We start from the raw sequence: 1,421 nt of genomic DNA, 5'->3' as shown, positions 1-1,421 counted from the left end.
AAATCAGACATGATTTATCTAAAAAATTTCAGAATTTTAACTATGCAATTCATGACCTTAGGTCTACTTATGCAACTTATACATTATATAGACTATGGGAAGAAAAAGGCATGAACCGTACCGGGTTTGTCGGAGAGTCAATATTCTGAGAGACTATCCCGATGACAAAATTAAAATATACCCCTGAAATCAGAGAAAGAGCGGTTCAATTATTGATTGAATCTGAAAAAGATTATCCTTCTACTTGGGCTGCAATCACAGCAATTGCGCCTAAGATTGGTTGTACTCCTGAAACACTTCGTGCCTGGCATCAAAAATACTTAGATCAACAAAATCCCGCCAAAGTACAACAGGTATCTGACCAAGAAAAAATGAAGCAAATGGAACGTGAAATTAAAGAATTAAAGCGTGCCAATGAAATTCTACGTAAAGCAGCCGCTTTTTTCGCCCAGGCGGAGCTCGACCGCCCACACAAATAATGGTGGATTTCATCCATAACAATAAAGACTTATATGGTGTTGATGCGATTTGTAGGATTTTACCGATCGCAGCTTCAACCTATTACCGGACTCTAGATCTCTGCGAAAATCCAGAACATCGAGCAAAGCGAGATTTACATGACTTGCATCATGCTGAGGAGATTAAACGAATTTGGAAGGAAAGTTCAGGTCGGTATGGTGTACGTAAAGTCTGGCAAAAACTGAAACGTGAAGGCTATATTATTGCACGCTGTACTGTTGCTCGATTGATGCAAAATCTAGGTATACAAGGTGTTTGGCGTGGTAAAAATAAACAAACTACTCGTAGCCGAGATGATCAAAAACGTGCACCTGACTTAGTGAAACGTAATTTTACTGCTGATCAGCCTAATCACTTGTGGGTTGCTGACTTTACCTATATTCAAACAAATTCAGGCTGGGTCTATACCGCCTTTATTATTGATGTGTTCTCACGAGCAATTGTTGGATGGAAAGTATCTACACGGATGAATACAGATATGGTGCTCGATGCATTGGAGCAAGCATTGCACGATCGAGGCATGCCAAAGAATGTGATTCATCATTCCGATAGAGGTGTTCAATATCTTTCTATTCGCTATACCAATCGTTTAGAAGCAGCAAATTTAAGAGTATCAGTCGGTACGACTGGTGATTCATACGATAATGCTTTGGCTGAAACAGTGAATGGCTTATACAAAACAGAGGTGATTGAATATTTAAAAGCAGATTGGCAAGGTTTAGCAGATGTACAACTTGCGACACTAAACTGGGTAGATTGGTTCAATAAAAAGCGTGTACACAGTGCACTGGGTTATGTATCGCCTTTTGAGTTTGAAGCAATGTACTATGATAAGATTAACCCGTTAGGTCAGGTGGCCTAACTTAAATAAAAAAGTCTCCGACAAACCCGGTACGGTTCAT

Annotated in this window: 1 protein-coding gene and 1 other annotated feature; the gene reads left to right on the top strand. The window is 39.5% G+C overall.

Annotation, left to right across the window (positions count from 1 at the left end):
- Positions 1 to 161: 161 nt before the first annotated feature.
- A protein-coding gene (locus tag RFX69_RS09115) for an IS3 family transposase (protein WP_119689384.1) occupies positions 162 to 1,381 on the top strand; the annotation gives its coding sequence in 2 pieces (ribosomal slippage) (positions 162 to 438 and positions 438 to 1,381; 1,221 coding nt in all).
- Positions 437 to 553 (top strand) — a sequence feature (AL1L pseudoknot). It overlaps the preceding gene by 117 nt.
- Positions 1,382 to 1,421: the final 40 nt, after the last annotated feature.

This window comes from Acinetobacter sp. 148, assembly GCF_031196675.1.
Classification (GTDB): Bacteria; Pseudomonadota; Gammaproteobacteria; order Pseudomonadales; family Moraxellaceae; genus Acinetobacter; species Acinetobacter baumannii.
The sequence above is the reverse complement of the archived record's forward strand: the minus strand, read 5'-3'. Positions and strand labels throughout refer to the sequence as shown.